A 21987-nucleotide genomic window follows, 5' to 3' on the forward strand; every position below is an offset into this window, starting at 1 on the left:
CCGTTTGAACTTGCCAAGTTACAAGGCGCAACTCGCGAATTATAGGCGTATTTTGCGAATTTTCCCTGTCGTTCAGGTTGCTGCAAAGTGGTGTTCCCGTGCAGCAAGAAAGAAAACGACAGGCAAATTGACTCCAAGATGCAATATTGGACGACCGCTCTACACCAGGAAAACCAGAGGTTTGACGCCTGGTGCTCAAAGCTGACGGAATCGGGTCTGCCCTGGCAGCCGTCGATGCTGAGCGGCGATGGGTTTCACGCTGAATTCAAGGCGATTGACATAGGGCGCATCTACATGATGCAAAACCGACTGGGGGCCTTCTCCGGTATGCGCGAACGGCACCAGATTGAATCTTCGCACGAGCCGTATTTCGGCGTGCAACTCATGATCTCAGGCTCCGAGGAAATGTCCCATGCGGGCGAGCGGCTTGCCCTGATGCCGGGCAGCGTTTTCCTGAATGACAGCGAGCAACCAATCAGCTTCAGCATTCCGAAAGAGATGACAGCGATTTCGCTGCGCATTCCTAAAGGCTTGTTTTCACAGAACCTCATCGGAGAGCCGCTGCAGGCTTACTGCGTCGAAAGCCATTCGGGGATCGGGGCGTTGCTGGCACGGTTTCTGCTGACACTGCCCGATGATGTGTCGCACTTGGATTGGGCCGAACGGCAGTTGCTGGAAGGAACGATCGTTTCGATCGTCGAAGCCGCGTTCTTTCCCCCGTCCGCAAGACACAGGCCGAGTAGTCGCAGCCTCACTCTGAGCCGGGTGAAGTTCCATATCAACGAACGCTTGAGCGACCCTGGCCTTTCACCGAGCAATGTCGCCGCCGATATGGGCATGTCGCAGCGGTACATGTATCAGTTGTTTTCCGAGGTGGGCGAGACATTCGTCACCTACGTTCAAAGGCAACGGGTAGAACAGATTGCGATGGAACTTCGAAACCCGTCCTTCAACACAACGATTACGGATTGCGCCCTGCGTTGGGGGTTCAATGACTCCAGTCATTTCAGCCGTGTCTTCAAACGCCTGAAAGGGTGCACCCCTAGAGCTTTCATGACTCGCTGGCAGAAAGGTTCTCTCTAGGCCGCGAACCTGTTAGGCGCAGGCGGTCACGAATTTCCGATCTGAAGGATCTGCTGACGCTGTGCAACTCTCCGTCAACGGTTTCGATCATCATCTTCTTCTGCCTGGTTGTGGTGGAAACAACCGCTGATAGTGCGATCCAGCAACCACGGTGAACCTGGAATCCGTCCAGCCCTTTGACTTCGTCAAGTGCGTCGCGAAACCGCATCAGCGCAAGATGCTTGCCCTTCGACGTGGTAATCTCAACATAGTGATCGCTGCTGCGGAAATAGTAGATTTTATCGCCCAGGTAAGCGGGCAGGCGGTCAGCCAGTGGCGGGGGCGCATTGAGCTGGTTCTCTTCACTGCTCCCCGTTGGCTCGGGAGATAAGATGTCGTTTCGAATATAGTATGACCTGAACGCGCCAATGGCCAATGGCGTCGGAAAGGTGATCAACCAAACCTTCCATGGTGGGTTGCTGTTTCCAAGAAGCAGGTCTGTAACAAAAATCGCCAGCGTGATACTTGTCGCCACGACAGCGGCGCACAGCCCGGATACGGTCGCCAGATCCAGGAACGTGTTGGTTGTGGGCTCTATCACGCGGAAATAGTTCTGAACAATCGACTCTCCGGTTGTTGCGGCCGTCGAATGGACCATCAACCACCAGAGATAGATTGCCATTCCGCTTTCCAGTCCGTGCACCTCGCGAAACGGGTTCGCAACGACGCACAGTGCCGGAACGACCGGCCAAAGCAGTTGTATCCACGGTGAAAACTCGATGGACAACCTTTTGTCTTTAAAGGCCAGCGGCAATGATGCCGCCGCATTTGCCAATCGCGGGAAACAGGCCGTAACCTCGGACTTAGACGTATTCGATGGGTCGCCTGGGCCAGGCACGCCCTGAACACCGCTGCGAAGAAAATACAGCCGCGTTAACCCGATAAGGATGGCGACGGGAAAGATCGACTGTATCGTTGGCAGCAGCTCGAACTGCCCATTCGCGGCCTTGGTCATCAGGAAGATGACTAGACTGACGCCGAATGTGACGTTTGCCGCTGCAATCAGCGACCCGGCAACAAAGGCCGAAACGATGTGCTTCTGTGCGTAGAGGGGTCGAAACACGTTCTGCGCAACGAGCTCGCCGCACAGGTATGCCACGCTGTTGATCGCAGCCCACCACAGCACGAGCGCTACGCCGGACAGGCTGTTTCCCTGGCTAAATGGGTCAGTTAATGCGCAGATCACGGAAATCGCGCACAGCAATAGCATGTGATCTGCTGGGACAAACAGGTGGACGCGTCCACCAAGGAAAGTGAATTTCATATCACGAGCGGGTATTTGCTGGGAAGATTAAGGGCAACTCGTAAGCCCATTTTGCCTGAAGTCTGGTGTGGACAATTTTTCTTGATCCTGATGTTCGCGGATGTCAACTGGCCATCCGGCGTTCCTTTTAGTCAAGTTCATTCTTATTTGTTGGAGCCGGTCATGACTGATTATTCGGTATTGCGACAGTGTGCTTGTTGGACTTTTTATTAGATGCATCGCCCCGGTGCTGGCAGCCATTTCTTATAGCGGCCTTTGGCCATGCTCCACGTACTGCTGAGCCTGTTTTGATCCCGCGCGACGGGAGGTTACAGCAACTCACTCGGTAAGAAATCCGTCTCGTCGTAGCGTTCGAAGTCCTCGCAACTGACAGAGATTCCAAACCCATCGGTGATGTCAGTGAAGGGTAGGGCAAGGATCTGGGATATGTCAGAACGATGTAATCCTAGCTAAGACTTGCTAAGAATTTGGTTGCGTGAAGCATGAGTTGCCGATCGCGACAAAATCTATGAGGTCGAAGTTGACTGGTCGCATCTTGAGCAATCGTTCCATTGGGTGGGATGGCCGGGTGAAGATTAGTTTTCCCTCAATTGGTTGGTTTAAGAAGTCCTGTTGATATCCAAGTTCTTCGCACCAGAGCCCAAATATTGAGGACATCCGATCGCAGGTTGCATAATGCAACTCGTGATCCACTGAATGGAACATTCATAAGAATCGAATTCGCTCAGATATGACCCATTTGAATACTCCACGTTGGGGTCAAAAGGAATCGTTTGAAATGAAGATGCAACAACAAACCTTGTTTAAGGGTTATGCATTAATTTGTGGCTTTGTTGGTAGGTCGAACTTTAGATTCCTATTGCTGCAGACCGCGACCCCCATATGTTTGTTCTTTCCTCAACACGTTGCGGCACAGGTGTGTGGTCCAGATACTATAGGCGTAAACACCGTAACTTGTTCGGCCAATACTTACGGCCCCATTACATATGCGGCGTCGGATGGCATCACCGTCGTGTTGGACAATCCCGCAATGGCGGTAACTGGCACCGGGGCCAACAGCATCGGGGTTTGGACCAACAACATTGGAGCCACCACGACCGACACTCTGACGATCAACGCCGATAACTTTGCGATGATCGACAATGTGGGCAGGGGACTTGCAGTTACCCAGTTGGGCACTACGGGCGACTCGTTCATCAACATTGACGGCAATGGACTAATCAACGCGGCGCGAGCTTTGGATGGATTTGGCGCGCTGATTTTCAATGGCTTGGGCACAACCGGAGATGCCACCATAACGATGAGCTCGGGGACAGTGCGCAACACGGGCAACAGAGGCGCAGGTTTGCTGGCGAACACGATAGGGGACGGGAACACCACAGTAATCGTTAATGGTGGCACAATCGAGACCTCCGGTCAGGCAAATGGAGGCGTACTATCCATCGTCAGAGACGCTGATCAGAATTCTACGTCAGTCGCGCGTGTAGAAATCCACGGGAATACCACGATACGAACTGCCGCAGGTCTGCAAGGCCTTCGGTCGGGTGGAGCGATTGCGACCAATGTTGCAAGCGGTCGTGCTGAGGCTCTCATGACCGGTGGCACAATCGAACTCAGAGGCTCTGGTGCCGGGAATCCGGGGGCAGGATTGTTGCAAGTGGGGACAGGATTGATGGCCCTTGTAGGACACCCGACCAACCCCGCAAATATTAACAACGCGTCGGATGCAGTTGTTACGATGACAGGCGGGGAGATAACAGCTGGGGACTATGAATTCTCCAGCGCAGCGATAGCCGCCAACTGGGCGTCCGGCGGCGCTTCCATAAGTGTTTCAGGCAACAGCACCATAAGAGCGGTTGGTTTGAACTCTTCCGGAGTTGCCGCATCGATACAAAGCAGACCCGGCACTGCACTCAATAGTTCGACGGCGCAGGCGACGGTGCGCGGCCCAGACGTTCTCGTCGAGGCTTCGGGGGTGGACAACGTCGGTGTCTTGGCCTTCACAGCCGGCAACGGGGACGCGATCGTTGGGGTCCATGATGGTGCCAACGTATCCGGTAGCCTTGCGGGGGTTTCTGCGGCAACCCAAGGTAACAACAGAGTCGTGCTGGATGTCAATCCGAGCAACTCTAATTTACCGCGAACACGCGTGTTTAGTACAAGCGACGGACACGGTGTTTGGGTCCGCCAGCGCGCATCTGGGCAGACCTCGACTTTCGATATCCGAGTCGGTGACAGGGTCACGGTTACAAGTGGCAATGGGAGTACTTCCAATGGCATTCTCGTGGCAAGCCAAACAGGCAATACCGGCACTATCGAGATTGAGCATGGTGCGCTTGTAGATGCCTCCAACAGTACATCCAGTGGCATTGCGGGTATTGTTGATGAAGACGGTGACGCTACGATTATCGTCACTGGCGAAGTTCTGGGGGGAATTTCTGCGGGCAACGGCGACGACATCCTGTCACTTGATGCTTTCATCGACGCCAATAGCAACACCCTGTTTGGCGCTGAAATTACCGGCGCCATAGATATGGGCAATGGGTCAGACAGGCTTACGATTGACCTTGGGGTCGACATTGCAGGGGTGCTGGCGACCGGGTTGGGGTCGATTGACGGGGGCGATGATGTGTCTTCGGCTGACAACACCGTGGATGTAATAGACTTTGCGGGATACTCCGGCACATTTTTGGGCACTGATCTGGTCAACTGGGAAATCATCAATATTGGGTCGGGGCCCTTCGGCCCCCAGGGCGCTCTGGTCGGTGGTGATGTCACCTTCACAAGTGATCCGGCAGTGCCCGGCAGCGATCAGTTGGTATCAGGTCTGGATTCTGGCACGCACACGATCTCGATAACCCCAACCCAAACACAGACCTACAGGTTTGGATTGAACGTCCAATCGGGATCATTTGCGCGTTTTGATGGTGATTTCACCTTGAACGCCAATCTGTTCAATGCTGGTGCCCCAGCTGGCGGTCGGGGAGGGACAATTGATCTTAGAGTGGACGGCGTGGTCGGTACGCGACTGGATGTGTTGGGAGACTATGTGGCAGCAGCTCGATCACGGCTGGATATAGACGTTTTTCTGAATGATGGTGGTCTTGACAACCTGCTTGCAACCGACCGACCGATCGCGGACCAGTTTGTGGTAGCTGGGGATGCGACAGGCACCACTTCCTTGTTCGTCCGAAATTTGTCCGGGCCTGGTGCGCTGACAGACCGCAACCGGAACGGTGTTGTTGATAATGATGAAGGCATCCTGTTCGCGCAGGTCCGGGGAAATTCGACCGCCGGTTTGTTCACGCTGGGTGCGCCGGTTACGGCCGGGGCATTCACTTACGATTTGGTGTCATTTGCCCCAAGCCGGTCTCAGTCTGGATTTTGGGACTATGTCTTGGCCAGCCGGTTCTCTGAGACCAGCGAAATTGCAGAGACATATCCGCGGTCCATATTCGTTCTTGCAGGCATGCCGACGCTGCATCAACGCGTTGGTAACCGAAAGTGGACCGGCACATCGCAAACTATCCCCGAACAGATTTTCTGCAAAAACCCAGATACCAATTATCGTTGCACGCTGACACCTGAACAGCGCGCATATTACGAGGATGAGCACATCATCGAAGAAGATGGCAGCTGGATTCGGGTGTATGGCGCGCGACAGGACATTGACCCGTCACTCTCGACGACGAATTCCAGTTTTCGCATTGACACGGCTGGGGTTCAGTTGGGGCATGACTGGCTGATGCACGAAACCGATGATGGGTCCAAATGGATCGCTGGGCTGAATGGCGAAGTCGATACGGCGTATGTGCGTGGCAATGGCGGGGATGGCGATGGGACAACGAAAACAACGGCCATCGGAGTCGGGGGTACTTTAACTTATTATAAACCTAACGGTTTTTATGTTGACCTGCAGGCCCGGGTGATGGGCGCCAGGACTGACTTTTCGGCTTCATCCGGCAGCTATGATGGTGCAGATGCAACCGTGTATTCCGCTTCTGTCGAAGTTGGCCGAAAAATCCCGATTGGCGAGAACGGCTGGCACGTCGTTCCGCAGGCGCAATTGGTCGCCAGCAACGCGCGATTTGACTCGTTCGTCGATGATAACGGAACCCGGATTGAGCCGGACAACGCGCAATCAAGGCGCGCGCGCCTCGGGGTGAGTGTAGGCCGCGAAAAGAGTTGGCTGCACGAGGATGGCAGCATCAGACGGCTTGAAACCGAGGTAGGTGCGCATGTCTACAAAGAGCTTGCGGGTGAGACCCGAGTAGTTGTCGGCGGCACAGACCTGTTTAACGAAGACGCCGATGTGATTGGCGAAATCACACTGGGCGGCACTTACAATTGGAAAGATGACCAGAACTCGGTCTATGGCGAGATCGGAGTGCAGCGAAGCCTGAGGAATTTCGGCAGCAATCGCCGCATTTCCGGCACCATCGGTTTCCGTCATCGGTGGGAGTAAACTAGCTGCAATCCTTTATCCGGAAGCAGTGAACGGGGGTTATCCCGTGGTGGTCTGCCCGGCCTCAAGCCTCAAGCTGCTTAGCTTGTCCAACAGTTTGTCTAGGGCGCGGCAGGCGCCGTATTCCTCAAGATCCCCAAGCGAGTTTCGCTGTTCGGCGACAAGTTTTTCTGTTGCCTCAAGAAGCCCGTTATTAAAAACATCCGCCACCGCGATACCGGAAAAAAGCAATATATACATGGCCAATACCGTATCCTCTAACTCTCGAATTCTGTTTTCGATGTCTTTGGTCACAGGCGGCACTCCGAATGGTGGTACTTTTGGTCGCTCGCTGGCGGGACAGTTAGAAGGAAGCAGCTAACGTTGGTGTTCAGCCGGCTCAAACGACCTTATGGGGCAGTTCCGATCAGTGGGATGGCCTTTGGGCGTGCTTTAGTCGCAAAACGGTGCGTATCGATTGGTGTTGTTGCTGTGACTGGAACGCTCGGGGATTGAGCCTTTAATACGGTGTAAAAGTGGGCAATCTAACTGCATGACCGGCATTTAACCGGCTACTCACTCGCGCTGCGGTGCTTGCTGATCGCTGACCCCCTCGTAATCAGCTTGCACCGCAGTAAATTTCCCCTCGCAAAAGAGCAGTATGGATACCGAGTTCCGACAAGCGGAACAGGACTGGGAAACGTCCGATACCTGTAAATCAAGCAGGGGATACTGAATACGGAAGTTCGTGAACTCGGAGGACGATATGCCATCAATTGCGTGTGAGCAGGAGATCCACCTCGTCCGAAAACTGTGCCAGTTGGGCCGACATGCGCAGGCGTACAGACGGGCAAAGCGGGCATCGCTGATGTGGCCAGATGTTGCGACCTTCCCCAAGTATGCAGGTATTGCAGCGACCCGGCAACAACGCCACGATATCGCGCGCGAGCAGTTTAAACGTGCTTGGAAATTGGCTCCCAATCAGCCGTCTTTCATTTTGAACTATGGCCTTAGCCTGCTGCATTGCAACCTGATTGATGCGACGCTCGAACTATTGGCAATGGTTGAAGAAGCTCAGGATTTACCTTGTACGCTGCTTCATCTGCGCGCGATGGCGTATTATCGGAACAAGAACTTCGCAGCATCGCTTGTTTCGTTGAAACGCGCGCTCGACCTTGATCCACGCCACTTGGGGTCATTGACGCTGCTGGTGGAGGTTCATGAGAAATTGGGCAACAAAGAACTCTCATCCGCTGTGTCGACCGAACTGAGACTACTGCAGCCCCACTGGATGCAGATTCGGGAAGGTCAAAGCCTTTTCAAAGAAGATATTGCCGAGCGTCGCTGCTTTGTTGGCGGTCGCACGTCAGGGCGGTCACGTGTTGATTGATCCGCTCAGCGGTTGGTCTGTTCTATCTTCTTGTTCTTTATAGATGTTTTGTCGATACCTTTTGGGTCAGTTTGACGCTTGGGGGTATTGAATGCGGTGTGGACGGTGCGGCGAAGATGTCGCCGAAGACCGGGTGGTTTGCGGACATTGCGGTGCGCATTTCCGAATGAGCCTCAGGGTGGCGAGCGTCAGCATCCTTTTGTCAACGCTTGGCATAATGGCGACCGAAACAAATGAAGTCGCGCGACTTTGTGTGCTCATGTTTTCAATCATTGGGATTTATCTCGGCACGCGTCGACGTTGGCAATCAAGAAAATCCTAAAGCTTACAAGACCAAGAACTCAGGTCACATGATATGGAAGTCGACCAATGCATGGTGCAAGGCTTAGCGCTGCCTGCTCAGTAGACGCCTCTGCGTTGCATTCAGTGAAACCCCAATCATTTGTATGTTGCGATTTTCAGTCGTCAGCCGCAGCTTTTCATAAGGAACTGAGAGTACCATTTGTTATATATTTCAGGAGCTTAAATTGAGCGAACGTTACCTCGGTGCCGATGTCACGCAACTGTCGTCAGATCGTCGTGCGCATCATGAATTCAAATCGGTTACCTATTCGGACCTCTACCAAAGCGTCTTTGCAATCGGTCGTGACTTGCAGATCATTCACTGCGAAGGAAACCTATTCGAACACCGTACCTCTGAGGGGCTGCTTTATTCGGGTCAGGGGCAGCGCTGGATGTTTTTCAAGTTCTGCTTTCGAAGCCCATTCACGATGATCCCGAAACTGCTGTTGGATGTCACAACGGTGGACGCCGATATCGAACAGAACGTGCAATACAACCTGTCGCTTCAGGATGTGACGCGCGATGGCTTTACTTTGCGGTTTCAGACCTGGGGTACATCCGCAATCGCAAGCGCTGATATCGTGTGGGTTGCTATGAGTCAGCAAGTCTGATCAGCGAAGCGACCAACCTTTATTGCCGCAGATGATCGTTCCGCTGAGTGGAACCCCGTGCCCGGCGGCTTTGCAATTCTACCGTTGCTCTGGACGAGTGGGTTTGTATCAGAATGTTGAGGGGTCAAACGTGAAAAGATTGCAGAACGCGGTTCTGGATACCTGCAAAAAACTGGCCATAGTTTCAATTCTGGCTTGGCCTTCCAGCATTCCGGCTGCAGCCCCCGATCGAACCAGCAGCACCTATAAGTTCTGGACCATTCAGTGCTTTAACACGCTCGATGCCGGTGGTTCTTCTACCGCATCCGCCTGTGAGTTGTTTCAGGATATCGTAGAGTCGAACACTGGTAGTCGCATTTTGCGCATTACGATAAATCCGCTGCCGGATACGCAAGGTGTGCGAATTGTCTTTCTAACGCCCGTGGGTGTTGATCTTCACAAGTACTTCAGCTGGAAGATGAAAGTTGAAGGAGGTGATGATGTGCTGCGCGAAGACCTGTTCCGGGTCTGTCTTGCGACTGGATGCAGCGCGTCCTTTGACCTCAAGGCGGATGAGTTCCAACGGATGCTGACAGCGCAGTCGCTTGAGATCAGCTTCAGCCTGCCTGATCAGGTCAACCCATTGATGGTATCAGCTTCGCTAAGCGGGCTGGGCGATGCATTTGGTGAATTCTCTGATGTGCAATAACACCCGGGGACGTCTCTGGACACGGCGTAGGTTTGGCGTGGTCGGAGCCGCGAGCGTGCTGACCGCTGGTTGCACGTCATTTGATCCGAACCTGGATCATCCCACGTTTTCGACCCGTCGTTTGTCATATGACGAACCCTTTGAGGTCGGGTTGGTAAAAGAACGTAAAATCGCCGCCGAATTTCGCCCCCATATCGTTCCTTACGATCCCGGCGACGATCCGGAGGCCGTAAGGGTAGATACCGAAAACCGCTTCTTGTACTTGCCCCAACCAGATGGCACCGCGCTGCGTTATGGCGTGGCGGTAGGTGCTGCTGGGTTCTCCTGGTCAGGTCGTGCCGTAATCGGGCGGAAATCCGAATGGCCTGCCTGGCATCCCACGCCCCGGATGCAAGCGCTGGCGCCCAATTTCCCTGATTATGTCAGCCCCGGCCCACACAACCCACTGGGCGCACGGGCTTTGTATCTTTACGTCGGTGGACGTGACACGCTGTACCGTATTCACGGCACCAATGAACCATGGACCATTGGGACATATGCATCATCCGGCTGCGTTCGCATGCTGAACGAAGACATCATCGATCTCTATGACAGATTGGCAATAAATTCTGCGGTGATCGTGAGCTGAGAGACAAATCGAGCAACGAGACAACACATGAATTGGAAAAACCGGCGTGCGCTCGGCGGCGCCCTCTTTCTATTATGCACGGCAGCGCCTGGCCTGACACAACCTCTGGGTCTGACCACACTCGATGTCCGGGGCAACACGAAGATGACGGATCAGGAAATCGTTGATCTGTGTAACCTCGGCCAGACCACGGCGCTGACATACGAGAAACTGGAGCAAGCGATTGAGTGTTTCGCAGACAGCGGTAGATTTCGTTCAGCGGAATTTGCCGCTGAAGGCCGCACGCTGGTGCTGAACGTGATCGAAAAGCCCAACTACACTGGGGTGGTCGATGCCAGCGTCTCAGCCGATGATGACAGGGGCATCGGGATTGGCCTTTACATCGAGAAGGACGAGCTTTTCTCGGAGCAGTATCTCGCCAAGGTCGATCTGGACTACACCAAGGTGGAGCAAATTGCAGATTTCCAGTTTGTCAACAAACGGCTCTTTGGTCCCGATCGACCGGGCGGATTGCGGCTGAACTATCTTGCACATGATTATGATAGTGATCCCTATTCGGCCAAAACAGGCCTGTTCGAGGGCTTTGCGTTGCACCCGTTTTCGGAACACACGGTTGCGCGTTTCAGCCTTGGGGGGCGGCATCAGGACATTGAAACGACAGACACGAATGCAGGGCCCTATGTTCAGCAAGACGAAGGAATATATCGTGACATCGTTGTCGGCGCAGAACTGAATCACCAAGCAGAATTCTGGATTGCTAACAAGGCTGGCTCGGTATTTCTTGGGGCGTCTCAATTCCTGTATCAGGGTGATGGGGGAACCCTGAGCCGCACCAAATTTGACATGTCGATGTCGACTCAGCTGAGCCAGAAATTCTCATTCAACCTGAACGCAAGTGCAGGTGCGCTGAATGGATCGGGTGGTCGGCGCAGTGTGATTTCGGATCGCTTTACCCTTGGCGGTCAGTCTCTGCGGGGTTTTGCACCGCGCGGCATCGGACCACGCGAAAACGGATTTGCGATTGGTGGTGACAAGTTTGTCAAGCTTGGAGTCTCTGGTGATGTGCATCTTGGGCAGCTGGGCGGGGTAGGATTCAGAAGCGGCGTGTTTGCTGAGGCTGGCAGTGTCTGGAACCTGTCGGATGCTCCCGAACACATCGACGACGATTTCTTGTTGCGTAGCTCAGCCGGGTTGAGCGTGACTGTTGAAGCAGGCGGCGTACCGGTCGATCTTTACTATGCGGTGCCAGTCAAACAGGGCGACCAGGATCAAGCCCAGCGTTTCGGGTTTTCGATAAGATCCAACTTTTAGATTGATCAATCATTATCGATAGACTGCGGCGACAATGCGCTTTGCGTTATTTTAGCCGGGTCTTCACACCCTGGTTCGGATGAACTGAGTGTGACTCCTTCCCTCAGGGCAAAGCCTGAACTCTCAGTCTTAGCCCTAGAAATTCAGCCTGAATATATCAGCGACAAAACAATATCGCATGTTATGGTAAAAAAATGCGACCTGCTTGAGGTTACTCAGCGCAGATCGCAAGGAAGTGGTTTCTGGGAAAGGTCCAGTAGTTTATATCGTCAAACTACACAAATAATCTATGATTATTAGATGTTTATCGTGACTTCCCCACTCAATGGAACGCGGGCTCTACAGGCCGCGAACCATACACCCAAGCAACAGAAGAAGCGAAGCTGCAAGAAAACACCATATTGATTTGAGAGTGACAACCGGCACCGGGAAGCCAAACAGTTTCATGACTCCGATCACTGTCAATGCAAGGGCTATGAGAAATGAAATGAGCGAGGGCGCGTACAGACGCATGTGATATTCCTGTTCTGTTCGTATTGTAGTGTCAGTGATTAGATGATTGCGACTGCGGTTACGGCAGAGCATCGGATTGCTAATTTGAGCTTCTTGAGTGAGAGCTTAATTTGAAGGCTGGTCCTGGTGCAGCAGTCGGGCGATTTCCTCACTGCAGAGTTCGACACAACTGCTCAGGTTGTTTGCCGTTCCTTGCACCAGCCTCAGGGCACCTGTTTCGCCAGATGGCAGCTTTAGCGCGCGAAAATAGCAACGTTTCTTGTCGTCATGGTACTCACCAGAGGTTCGGAATTCATTCAGATAGCGCTTGAAAATGGCGTAGCTTTCCAGACACGACGCATTGTTTTTTTGACGAAGCGACTGGTCGAATTCCGCGTCAATCCGATCTGAATAGCCGGATAGGCACGCAGCACCCAGTATCGAAAATTGAGCGTGTTCTGAATGCGATGCGATCATTGCCGCATCCGAACACCCAACGGTTTCAATATTCCCAGAAGAGGTCATCGCAGCAAGTTCGAAACCGAAACCGAATTGCCGGGCAAGCGGTGAAATTGCAGCAGCGATCCTGTGCCATGCAACGTCATAGCCATCAGTATTCATCGTCATGGCTTTGAACTGGGGCGAGACCTGAAGGGCACCGTTGCCTTGCTTCTTCTGAACCCAGTTGGCCTGTTCAAGTTTTGAGATGGCGCGCGATACTGAGCTTTTGGGTAACTGCAGCACATTTGCGATGTCGGTAACAGAAATTGGACCTGATCGTAAAATACAGGTGTGGATCGCCAGAATCCGCATTTGCGACGATGACAATATGTCTGCAGAAAGTACCGGATGGTCGTGGTCATACGGTTGCTCTGACGTCAGTGCGCTATCTGACCTGTATAGTCGCGGCTGCTGCGTCATAGTCGACGTTCCCGGTCCATGTGTTCCAATGATTTGTGCAGTTAGCTTTTGGTGATCTTGGTTCTCCTTGATAATCCGAACGAGAAGGCAATTCTTTTCTGAGAGTGCATAAGCTCTTGCGCCGCAGTGCACTGTAGTCATCTTATGATTGAACAATATGACTCCTACTTCATGCTATGAGTGCCTGTTCTTTGGGAAAACTCCGCATTCCTGATCAGGTATGGCCGCACTTTGACCTTCACCCGATGCTCGGCTTCAGGCCGTTTAGTTTGACTTTCCATCACCCGCTGGTATCGAAGCCGCAAGCATGATTAGGAAAAGCTAAATTACGCCCGGAAGCTGCCTATTTCAGCAATTCGCGAAATTTACAGTTTGTCCCGTTAACCCGTTGAGGTCATTGCGGTCAGCGACAGACTTCGCAGCGGAGCCGCCGCTATGTTATTGTTGTAACAAGCTAATGATTGGTTGACTCAAGTGGGCTCAGGGCTTCGGTAACGGGTTCGACTTAGTCAAGCGATTTTGCGCAATCAAATTGATCCGCTAAGGCGGTTGTTCGGATCGGGTAGGCTTGTCCCTACTTTCTGGTTGCCTTCGGCTGAGGTTTTTTCGGGTACTTGCTTCGGTTCGTGGTCAGCGCGGCGGCTGCCAACATGTTGCTGGTTCGATGTAATTCCTAAGTGCCCATCTCATAGGCGTGCTTGGCTTATATCAGCGACGGTCCTGACCACGGCATCATCGGAACCGCGCCCCTGCGGGACCTCGGCAACCTGCGATCATGCAGGCAACGAGTATCGGGTCATCCGGTCACGCAAAGTTCGGCGCGGCATCCGGCTGGAAGGTTGTGCCATCGACCCAAATCCGGTTGAGGAAGACAGCGATGCAGCGTGCGAGGGCGACCATCGCGATTTTTCGACCACGCCGCTGCGCGAGCTGGCCTCTCCATGTTCTCAGCCATGTCGATCGACCACGGTTCATCATGACGGTTGCGGTCTGGCACAATGCTCACCTCAGACTGACGTCACCCGCGTTGGTGATGCCGCCTGACACGTCCTGCTCACCGGACTGGCTACGAGAGGGCGTCAAGCCAACGCGGGGACCAACCCTCTTTGATGACCGAAATCGGGCCGGATCATCGACCGCAGAACGGAAGTTTAGCGCCACGACGGCACCGATCCCTGGCATCGTCATCAGGCGGCGGCATAAAGGGTCGTCCCCAGCCAACTGGCGTACTTGCTTTTCGACACCGGCCAGTTCCTGTCGCAGAGATGCTCTGGCCCGCAACATGGGTGCCGTCGCGGTTTCCAACATTGAATTGCCATCCGCCAACTCACGAATGCGCGCCTCAAATCTACCGCGAGAGATTGCGCCGACCTTCAGACCAAAGTTCCGTAGCAATGCTATTAGAGACATTTCCAGGGCGATCATGTTCTGCTGAATGGCATTTCGGGCGCCGAGAACAGATCGGACTTCCTGAGCCGATACAGACTTACAGTGAACTGGACGGAACCAGCCGAGGTAAAGAAGGAGTGCAATCCCTTCGGCGTCGCGGCGGTCCGTCTTAATCGGCATCGCCTTTAGGTCGTCTTTCACCTGCCGCGTTTCCATGGGCGCCGCAGCAAGATCCGCTTCGGTCAGTCCGCGGTGCAGCCATTGCGACAATAGCCCAGCCTCCAGGCTGATTGCCGCGATGCGGCGGTCCAGATCGTCCAGCGACGGATCTGTTGCAAACTTTTGACTGTTGACGCTCATAAGTGCTTCGAGTGATTGGATATCGAAATATTGAAGTCGAAAGTCTGTTTTTATGATCTCTTTCAAAGGCGCGCAGGATCCGAAAGATGTGATCCTCTTCGCCGTGTTCTTCTATGTCCGATACGGTGTGTCTTACCGGGATTTGGAAGAAATCATGGCCGAGCGCGGTGTTTCAGTGGACCACACCACGCTAAACCGGTGGGTAACGCGGTATTCTGGTGCAATCGCTGATGCAGCACGTCGCCGCAAAGGGCCATGTGATCGTTCGTGGAGAATGGACGAGACTTACATTAAGGTGAAAGGTAGCTGGGTTTATCTCTATCGAGCTGTCGACAAGCACGGCAAGACGCTTGATTTCATGCCTTCGCAGCGTCGAAACAAGCCCGCGGCCACGAAATTCGTCGCGCGAATGCTGGAGGTCAACGGCCTACCGAGAAAGATTGTCATCGACAAAAGCGGAGCTAACACCGCTGGCCTCAAGGCCATCAATAAGATGCTGAAAGGTTTTGGTTGCCCGGTCCCAATTGAAATGGTCAGGCGCAAATACTTGAACAACATCGTGGAACTGGACCATCGTTTCATCAAAAGACGAACCCGCCCGATGCTCGGCTTTAAGTCTTTTGCTTCGGCGTCCGCGACTGTCGCTGACATGATCCGTAAACGCCAACTCACGCTCGGACTCTGCCCGTTTCGTCAATTCTCCGAGTTGGCAATCTGATCCTGGTGTGATCGAAGATCTATTTGGCTGACCTAAAACTTTGCACCGAAACCAGATCGGCGCCATCTAAACGGATTGGCGCTCTCAGGCGGAGCGCTGCGCCATGTGATCGCCTCCAGTGGTTCGGGTACGGTGGATGGTTGTCGGAAGCGTCGCTCGGATAGCTGGGTCGAAATCAAGGTGACGACCACCGATGCTGCATGCGATGGCTTGTCCATGCCGCATTCTCCTCGCCTTCATCAAGGGCGGTGCCTTTTTTTGATTGTGCGTTTTGTCTGTTCGCCAGGATCGATAGACAATCTTCAGAGATTACGATGGAGCTTCGAGTTTGCGGTAGAACCCTTTAGTTCGCCCAAATCGATTATTTTGCCTGTGTAAACTAGTTCATTTAAGCTATAGTTTCAATTGCATACTGTACCTGCATAACTGTGTTTGACGGTTTTTTGTTTTTGTTTAGGAGGCTTGAGATGCGTTTTGCAACTATCTCTACTTTGGTTTTTTGTACTGCTTCAGTTGCCGGATGTACCACGCCATGGTCGCAGTCCGAGGCAATAGATACGTCCGCTTCAGCACCGCAACAGACCGTTGCTGACACGCCAAAACCTGCTGCGACAACGACATCTTCGTCTGTTTCAACTTCAACTCTTTCCGGTGAGGAACGAGAAGGAGGTGGTGAGTCCGATGGCGGCGGAAGTGGTGGCGGTGGCAGTAGCGGCGGCGGCGGCGGAGCTGGCGGCGGCGGCGGTGGAAGCTGGGGCTAAGGTTGATCTGAGAGGATCGGTAAATGTTTCTGCCTGTGCTAACAATGAGATCCGGCCAGGTCTTGGCCGGGCTTGTTGTATTGTTCCTAAACACCCAATTGTTGCTGGCGCAGACGACAGCCGCGAACAAACAAGCGGATTTGGCCTCGGTTCGCGTGGCCATCGTAATCGGCAACCAAGACTATACGAGTGTTGGGGATCTAACGAACGCGCGAAAAGACGCACAAGATATCGCGGAGATGCTGCGTGAATTCGATTTTCGGGTGTACGACGGTTATGACCTGAGCAAACGCGAGTTCGAAGATCTCATCCGAACAGCGATCCTGAATATTCCCGATTCTGCTGACGTGCTGTTCTACTATGCAGGTCACGGCATTCAGATCGGTCGCCGTAATTATCTTCTGCCCGTGGATGCGAAGTTTGAGAGTGTTTATGATGTTCCCTTGGTAACCATGACACTGGACCGCGTCATAGACGCTCTTTCAGCACGTAGTTCCGCCCATGTCGCAATCCTCGATTCATGTCGTGACAATCCTTTTCACGACCTGAGATTGGCTGCGGACCTCGACGCGAACCTGTTCGAGACCCGGGAAGGTTTCGACGTTTTCAAAACTCCATTGAACTCGCTTATTGCGTACTCAACATCACCTGGCGCGGTGGCTAGCGATGGCGCTGAGGGGCAGAATAGTCCTTACACTGCAGCTATTTTAAAAACAGCGCAATCCTCTCCTTATGAAAACATTCAGCAGCTGTTTCCCGTTATTCGGGAACAGGTTCACATATCTACAGCGGGCAAACAAATCCCTTGGGAGAGCTCGACACTGGTGCGCCCGTTTTACCTGGCGCAACTAAAAACAGAGACGGATCAGGAGCCGTTGTCGGACGCACCCCCCAAGTCTTTGAGCTTAAGTCAGCAATTCGACAAAACTGTTCAGGTGACTGAAGGATTGAAACAGCAGCTTGGAGATGAAATCCTAAGCTTGCGCCTCGTGAATACTCCGCAGCGGGGCGTTGTCAGTGCCGACAGCCGGTCATCAAGCAGTCTTCTCACCTACTCTCCAGAAATATCTGACACACGCGCGGTCGAGTTAGTTGATACCGATTTCAGCGACACGTTCTCGGTTGAAGCCGTCACAGCGGGTCAAACAAAACATCTGGTGGAGGTGTCATTACAGCTTGAATTGAACGCCTGCGATTTAGAAGCCGGAGATGCGTTGGATCTGAATGGGGTTGGCGTTTTTCGACTTCCAAATGAGCTGAACATTCCCAAAGGCTTGGAGGCCTGTACGCAGGCGGTCGAAGATTATCCTGGAAACGCACGATTTTTGTATCAACTCGGTCGCGTTCAGCAGGCGGCGGGTCTCGTTCCTGAAGCGTTTGACAGCATTTCAGCCGCTGTCGACGGCGGCCATATCCGCGCGAAATATGCCCTGGCAACTTTGCTAGAGACGGATCGCATTGATCGTGCCGTGACCAAAACACCCTATGATCCAGAAAAGGCGCGTATGCTGCTGGAAGAGGCCACCTCCGAACAAGATCCATACGCGATGCACAGCCTCGGCAAGCAACTGCTTCGGAATGGGCAAACGGAGGTTGAAAAGCAGCGCGGATTTGAGCTTTTGGAGCGTTCTGTCGAACTTGGCCATACGTTTTCGATGAACGAACTTGGCCTTTATTTTCTACGCGACAACTCTGACCACTACATCCCTGAACGCGGAATGCGCTATCTGCGTGCCTCCGAATTGCGCAAGGACATCTATGGCTACGATAACCTGGCTTACGTTTCCTTGCTCGGGCTTGGTGGAAATCCGGTCGAGTTCAACAAGGCCGAAGAGTATTTTCTGGCCGCGGCAGAGGGCGGACACCCGACTGCGCCTGCCAGCATCGCCCGAATGATTTTGAATGATCAATTGCAAGGCAGGTCGAGCGCCGAAGCGCTGGAGTGGTACGATAAATCGCTGGAACGCGGTGATGCGTGGGGTGGTGCGAATGGTGCATACATCATATTGGATGGGCAAGTGGCCAATCGCGGACCCGCCGATGCTGCGCTGCGTGCCGCCAAGGCCGCTTTGTTACCCAACGAAGAACCGGCCAATCAGGCAAGGGCGCAGTTGGGCCGGATTTCTCAAGAGGATCTGAACCGTGCATTGCAGATGGCGATGAATGAGCTGGGAGAAAACATTGTCGTGGATGGTCAAGTCGGACCCGCGACCCAGCTTGCGCTGGAGAATGTGAGTGCCGAATTCGGAGTGCCCGTCCCATTTGCGGCGACAAATGATCCCACTGAAAGACTGCTGCTCGCCGCGCGCATCTACTGGGCGCAAAATCCGGTCCGCTTTGATTTGTTCTGAAAGTGACCAACCAAGAAACTTAAGCTTTGGAAATGCTTACGTTAACTGTGCCGAACAGTAGATGTCTGAATCTATGAAGCAGCAGACAGGCCTTCGCGCATCGGACTTTATTCGAAGGATCCATCAGGGACATATGCGTAGCCCGCCAACAGAAACCTCGGTTGAAATCCACGGTCTAAATCTGTTGGTCCGCCTTGCGGCGCTGGCTTTGGGAAACAAATTGTTCAACCCAAGTCTTTGCAACCGGTCCAGTACATACGCTAACGTAGCGGCATGTACTTGATGCGCCCGTTTCCAAAGCAAATTTGGGTTTTGAGTTTTGCTGCCTTCTGCTTGGCCCTGGTAACCATACAGGCTCAAGCCTCGAACCGCGTTGCGCTGCTGATAGGCAATTCCGACTACGCGGTTTCTGACATGGCGCTGCGCAACCCGGTGAATGATGTCACTGCATTGGCCGCAGCGTTGACTGAGCTGGGGTTCAGCGTAACCGAAGCAACCAACCAGAACGCAGAAACGATGCATCGAGCATTGGATCAGTTTGGCGCTGATGCGAAGGGCGCCGAGATGGCCGTGTTTTTTTATGCTGGTCATGGCGTTCAAATCGGTGGTGAGAACCACCTGATCGGTACGGATTTCAACGGCAGCGATCTTGATGCGCTCAGAAGCAGTTCTTTGACGTTGGATCGCGTGCGGGACGTGATCTCGAAGGCAGGACCAGAGGTCGGAATTCTGCTGCTGGATGCCTGCCGGAACAATCCGTTTTCCGACAGCGGTCTGGTCGCACAGGGGCTGGTGCGGATGCAGGGTGGGGCCGGTCTGCTGATTGCATATGCCACTGATCCTGGCAATGTGGCGTATGATGGCCTTGGTGATAACAGTGTCTTTACGACAGGTCTTCTCGAACATATTGCAACCCCAGATCTGGACGTGCGTCTCATGCTTGGTCGGGTTCGCCAGCAAGTTGTGCTGGAGACAGGCGGTCGTCAGATACCTTGGGTGGAAGAATCCGTACTGGACGAACACAGCTTTGCGCCGGGTCTGTTCCAGGAAGAGCCGCTGGATCCAACCACTGCCGACCTGGCGCAATGGCGCAGTATTTCGTCAAGCTCGGATAGCTCGGTCTTCGAAGGCTATCTACGGGATTATCCCGATGGGCTGTTCGCCGATTTCGCGCACGATCGGATTACCGCTTTGGCGCGCCACTCAACCGGATCATTGGCATCTTTAAGCGATTCACTGCACGAGGCGAATTCGGAAAAGCTGGCTAACGCTTTGATAGCTCTTGGTCATTTGAACGATGGCCAAACGCGGGACCTTAGCCCAGCATTGGACAGCTATCGCCGCAGTTTACCGGCGCAGGAGACCGCCTCGGCCGAACGGCTTTACGAAGATGCGGCGCAGTTGTCGATATTTCTCGCCGCGACCACTTTGCAACGGCTGCGTACGGATATTATCGCGCTGCGCAGTGTCGAGCGTACGCTTAGTATTGCCGAAGATGCGCTTGGACAGATTGAGGATATCGCCCGTTCGAATTCAGACGCTTTACCTGTGCTGCAACAGGCGCGAAACGATGTTTACGAAATCTATCGATCCCGAGGCATTATCCTGCGTAGGCTGGACCAAAGCCGCAGTTACTACGATGAGGTGTTGACGCGCTCTGTCGTTTTCTTTCCATCCGACATTGATAAATCGATTATCAGCTCGGTGTCGGGATCAAACCAACTGGGCGGTGGTACCGCGCAACTGAACAATGACGCTGCTCTTTTCCTGCGCCATGTCGCGCAAGAACAGGACAGCAAAAAAGGGAGTTACCAATGGCTAGCCGATCTCATACCACCCGAATAAGCGCTGCACTGCTTGCGGTATCGTTGACCCTGTCTGCCTGTGGCGACACCAGCACTACCACCGCACCTGTGACCGGTGCAGGTGGTGCAACGCAGGCTGAAGCCGATCTTGCCAAACAAGCGGCTGCTATGCAGAAGACCATTCTGCAAGGTGCAATTGCCGGAGGTGTCACCGGCGGAGCGATTGGTTTCGGACTGGGCGGGAGCGATGATGCCGGTACCGGGATATCGATTGGTTTAGGTGCCGGCGCACTGGCCGGAACTTATGTGGCTTTTGTCCAACGCAACTATGCAGGGCGTGAATCAAGGCTTAGGCAGATCAAAAAGGATCTGGATCGCAACGCATCGGAAATGCAGACAACCATTAATGTAATGAACCAAGTTCTGGCTGCCCAAAAAGCTGAGCTTGATGCGCTGAACGCGCAGGTTGCTTCGGGCACCGTCGATCAGGCGACGTTGCAGCGCGAGTTGACCGAGGCAAATGGTAACTTGACGCAGATGGAGCTGGCCATTGATGGCGCGACCAAGCGGCAGGCAGAGTTCGCCGAAGCGCGTAACCTGACCATCGCACGAGGTCAGACTGCCTCGCCAATAGATGGCGATCTTGCGGCCTTGTCTAATCAGGTCTCACAAATGCGCAGCATCGCCGGCGATCTGGCCTCATCGATTTAGAGGGCGCACATAATGATCCGTTTCGCAGCTCTTTCATGCTTATTTCTAGCCGCGTGCCAAACGACCACCGATCCCGCTGAGGGTGGTTTCTTTGCCGGGGTCTCAGGCATAGCGACCGGCGCTTATGACGACCGCATCGCAACCGCCGAGGGTGAAGTCGCGACAGCCCAGGCACGCAACGAAGCCTTGGCGGCGCAAATTCAAGCTTCCGAGTCAGAATTGGCACAATTGAAGCTTGGTATTTTGCAGCAACGTGATGCGCTTGAAGGTGAAGACCCCGCCACAAGGAAGCGGATCGATCGGGTTCTGAACAGCAGCCCTGACGGCGCGACCCCAGACGCCAAGCTTGCCGCCCTGCGGCGCAGTATCGCCGAGGCCCGAGCACTCAGCAGCGATCTGGCAAAGTTGACCAACTGACGCTGGAGCGATGAGTAAATTTATCCAGCCATGCGATCAGTGAGCGAAATCGATTTCGTTTCAGGTGCTTATATCAGCACAATGATCGCTCAACCTCTACATGGCCCAATACCAATTATGTTCCATGCGACATCCAGCGTTTCACGGCCCGAAAAGCCACAGTGGTTTGTCGTTTGCCCATAAATAGCTACTGGAAAAGCATACCGCGGAAAAACCTGCACATAAGGTTTGACATTGTTTGGGGTATGAGGCCTTTTTATTC

General features: G+C 53.6%; 17 protein-coding genes and 1 pseudogene. 14 read left to right on the forward strand and 4 right to left on the reverse strand.

From position 1 onward, the window contains the following. Positions 1 to 138: 138 nt before the first annotated feature. Positions 139 to 1083 carry a helix-turn-helix domain-containing protein gene (locus ACR0B3_RS20305; protein WP_480810628.1) on the forward strand — a complete coding sequence of 315 codons (945 nt, stop codon included), beginning with the start codon at positions 139 to 141 and terminating at the stop codon, positions 1081 to 1083. Here ACR0B3_RS20305 and ACR0B3_RS20310 read toward each other — a convergent pair. Then, on the reverse strand, positions 1052 to 2332 hold the full coding sequence (locus ACR0B3_RS20310) for a LytTR family DNA-binding domain-containing protein (RefSeq protein ID WP_480810629.1): 1281 nt from the start codon (positions 2330 to 2332) through the stop codon (positions 1052 to 1054). The two genes, ACR0B3_RS20305 and ACR0B3_RS20310, sit on opposite strands and share 32 nt — an antisense overlap. A gap of 970 nt (positions 2333 to 3302) precedes the next feature. Here ACR0B3_RS20310 and ACR0B3_RS20315 point away from each other — a divergent pair. Next, positions 3303 to 6851 (forward strand): autotransporter outer membrane beta-barrel domain-containing protein, encoded by a 3549-nt coding sequence (locus ACR0B3_RS20315; protein WP_480810630.1) that lies wholly within the window; start codon positions 3303 to 3305, stop codon positions 6849 to 6851. Between the two features lie 39 nt (positions 6852 to 6890). On the opposite strand, the gene ACR0B3_RS20320 is transcribed toward ACR0B3_RS20315, so the two are convergent. Next, complete coding sequence (locus tag ACR0B3_RS20320; protein WP_480810631.1) at positions 6891 to 7145, reverse strand: hypothetical protein; 255 nt, start codon at positions 7143 to 7145, stop codon at positions 6891 to 6893. Positions 7146 to 7596: 451 nt separating this feature from the next. Between ACR0B3_RS20320 and ACR0B3_RS20325 the strand changes: the two genes are divergently transcribed. The 5 genes from ACR0B3_RS20325 to ACR0B3_RS20345 all read left to right on the forward strand — a co-directional run bounded on the left by ACR0B3_RS20325 (position 7597) and on the right by ACR0B3_RS20345 (position 11800). Further along, positions 7597 to 8220, forward strand: a complete 624-nt coding sequence (locus ACR0B3_RS20325; RefSeq protein WP_480810632.1) for a tetratricopeptide repeat protein — start codon at positions 7597 to 7599, stop codon at positions 8218 to 8220. 527 nt (positions 8221 to 8747) lie between these two features. Beyond that, on the forward strand, positions 8748 to 9173 hold the full coding sequence (locus ACR0B3_RS20330; RefSeq protein ID WP_170694991.1) for an H-type lectin domain-containing protein: 426 nt from the start codon (positions 8748 to 8750) through the stop codon (positions 9171 to 9173). Positions 9174 to 9303: 130 nt separating this feature from the next. Further along, positions 9304 to 9861, forward strand: coding sequence for an invasion associated locus B family protein (locus ACR0B3_RS20335; protein ID WP_480810633.1), 558 nt, complete (start codon positions 9304 to 9306; stop codon positions 9859 to 9861). Beyond that, complete coding sequence (locus tag ACR0B3_RS20340; protein ID WP_480810634.1) at positions 9851 to 10489, forward strand: L,D-transpeptidase; 639 nt, start codon at positions 9851 to 9853, stop codon at positions 10487 to 10489. The genes ACR0B3_RS20335 and ACR0B3_RS20340 overlap by 11 nt, the downstream gene beginning before the upstream one ends. Positions 10490 to 10516: 27 nt before the next feature. Beyond that, complete coding sequence (locus ACR0B3_RS20345) at positions 10517 to 11800, forward strand: BamA/TamA family outer membrane protein (protein ID WP_480810635.1); 1284 nt, start codon at positions 10517 to 10519, stop codon at positions 11798 to 11800. 618 nt (positions 11801 to 12418) lie between these two features. Here the strand turns inward: ACR0B3_RS20345 and ACR0B3_RS20350 are convergent. Both ACR0B3_RS20350 and ACR0B3_RS20355 read right to left on the reverse strand, forming a co-directional pair. Then, the gene (locus ACR0B3_RS20350; RefSeq protein ID WP_480810636.1) at positions 12419 to 13369 is read right to left on the reverse strand and encodes a MarR family transcriptional regulator; all 951 of its coding nucleotides are present in this window, start codon (positions 13367 to 13369) and stop codon (positions 12419 to 12421) included. A 648-nt stretch (positions 13370 to 14017) separates the two neighbouring features. Continuing rightward, positions 14018 to 15028: pseudogene (locus tag ACR0B3_RS20355) on the reverse strand (IS110 family RNA-guided transposase). Between ACR0B3_RS20355 and ACR0B3_RS20360 the strand changes: the two are divergent. The 7 genes from ACR0B3_RS20360 (at position 15015) to ACR0B3_RS20390 (ending at position 21725) form a co-directional block, all read left to right on the forward strand. Beyond that, positions 15015 to 15680 carry an IS6 family transposase gene (locus tag ACR0B3_RS20360; protein ID WP_480810637.1) on the forward strand — a complete coding sequence of 222 codons (666 nt, stop codon included), beginning with the start codon at positions 15015 to 15017 and terminating at the stop codon, positions 15678 to 15680. The pseudogene ACR0B3_RS20355 and the gene ACR0B3_RS20360 overlap by 14 nt on opposite strands. Positions 15681 to 15785: 105 nt before the next feature. Then, the gene (locus ACR0B3_RS20365; RefSeq protein WP_480810638.1) at positions 15786 to 16058 is read left to right on the forward strand and encodes a DUF4915 domain-containing protein; all 273 of its coding nucleotides are present in this window, start codon (positions 15786 to 15788) and stop codon (positions 16056 to 16058) included. Positions 16059 to 16147: 89 nt separating this feature from the next. Continuing rightward, positions 16148 to 16441 carry a hypothetical protein gene (locus tag ACR0B3_RS20370; RefSeq protein WP_480810639.1) on the forward strand — a complete coding sequence of 98 codons (294 nt, stop codon included), beginning with the start codon at positions 16148 to 16150 and terminating at the stop codon, positions 16439 to 16441. 23 nt (positions 16442 to 16464) lie between these two features. Then, positions 16465 to 18792 carry a caspase family protein gene (locus ACR0B3_RS20375; RefSeq protein ID WP_480810640.1) on the forward strand — a complete coding sequence of 776 codons (2328 nt, stop codon included), beginning with the start codon at positions 16465 to 16467 and terminating at the stop codon, positions 18790 to 18792. 333 nt (positions 18793 to 19125) lie between these two features. After that, positions 19126 to 20637, forward strand: coding sequence for a caspase family protein (locus tag ACR0B3_RS20380; RefSeq protein WP_480810641.1), 1512 nt, complete (start codon positions 19126 to 19128; stop codon positions 20635 to 20637). Then, positions 20607 to 21308 (forward strand): hypothetical protein, encoded by a 702-nt coding sequence (locus ACR0B3_RS20385; RefSeq protein WP_480810642.1) that lies wholly within the window; start codon positions 20607 to 20609, stop codon positions 21306 to 21308. Before ACR0B3_RS20380 ends, ACR0B3_RS20385 begins: the two co-directional genes overlap by 31 nt. A 12-nt stretch (positions 21309 to 21320) precedes the next feature. Next, positions 21321 to 21725 carry a hypothetical protein gene (locus ACR0B3_RS20390; protein WP_480810643.1) on the forward strand — a complete coding sequence of 135 codons (405 nt, stop codon included), beginning with the start codon at positions 21321 to 21323 and terminating at the stop codon, positions 21723 to 21725. Positions 21726 to 21987: the final 262 nt, after the last annotated feature.

Source organism: Ruegeria sp. CE9 (assembly GCF_056537425.1).